The following is an 838-nucleotide window of genomic DNA, read 5'->3' on the forward strand; positions in this document are numbered from 1 at the left end:
ATGAACGATACGCCACCAAAGTTAATCTGGTGAGTTATACCTGGCTTGTTCAAACTTCGTTTGTTTCTTTATCAGCTTGTCCAAATTATTAAAGAGCAACTCACATAATGTGATTGATAAATATTCTTTCAAAAGAACACTTAGCAATACGCATCATATGTGGAACAAAGAAGAGGAATGTTTTCCTTCTCAGACAAGGCGGAAGCTGAGGAAGTTTACATCAGTAAACGACGACGCTTTCAACGCAGAATGAGGAGGAAATGGTGGAGCCATGCGGGATCGAACCGCAGACCTCCTGGATGCAAACCAGGCGCTCTCCCAGCTGAGCTATGGCCCCAAGCCGAAGGCTTGGTCGATTGAGCACCAAACCTAATAGGTTCTTCTTGAAAATTGAATTTCGAATGAGGGCAAGGCGTGGGATGAGGAAGCATACATCAGTATGCGACGAATTCCACAACGAAGCCATCATGAAGAAATGGTGGGTCTGAGTAGACTTGAACTACCGACCTCACCCTTATCAGGGGTGCGCTCTAACCAGCTGAGCTACAGACCCGTAACCGTTTTCGATACTGACTCCGAGCTTCGGTCGGTGACCTCACCCTGCTCTTCACCTTAGTGAAAGGGGGTGCGCTCTAACCAGCTGAGCTACAGACCCAGTATCCGTTAGTTGCTTAACCTCAAGGGCTAAAAAAACCAGCTTCCGCCGGCTACAACCAATCTTTGTTCCATCTATCAAGCCAATCAATCTGTGTGAGCACTCACGAAATTACGCATCTTCATCGTTAAGGAGGTGATCCAGCCGCAGGTTCCCCTACGGCTACCTTGTTACGACTTCACC

Annotated in this window: 2 tRNA genes and 1 rRNA gene; all 3 read right to left on the reverse strand. The window is 47.4% G+C overall.

Features of this window, described 5'->3' with window-relative positions:
• Positions 1-261: 261 nt before the first annotated feature.
• Positions 262-337: transfer RNA gene (locus CWE13_RS12480), tRNA-Ala, on the reverse strand.
• A 139-nt stretch (positions 338-476) separates the two neighbouring features.
• Positions 477-553: transfer RNA gene (locus CWE13_RS12485), tRNA-Ile, on the reverse strand.
• A gap of 230 nt (positions 554-783) precedes the next feature.
• Positions 784-838 (reverse strand): 16S ribosomal RNA (locus CWE13_RS12585); the annotation flags it as partial.

Source organism: Aliidiomarina shirensis (genome assembly GCF_003987345.1).
GTDB classification, from domain to species: Bacteria; Pseudomonadota; Gammaproteobacteria; order Enterobacterales; family Alteromonadaceae; genus Aliidiomarina; species Aliidiomarina shirensis.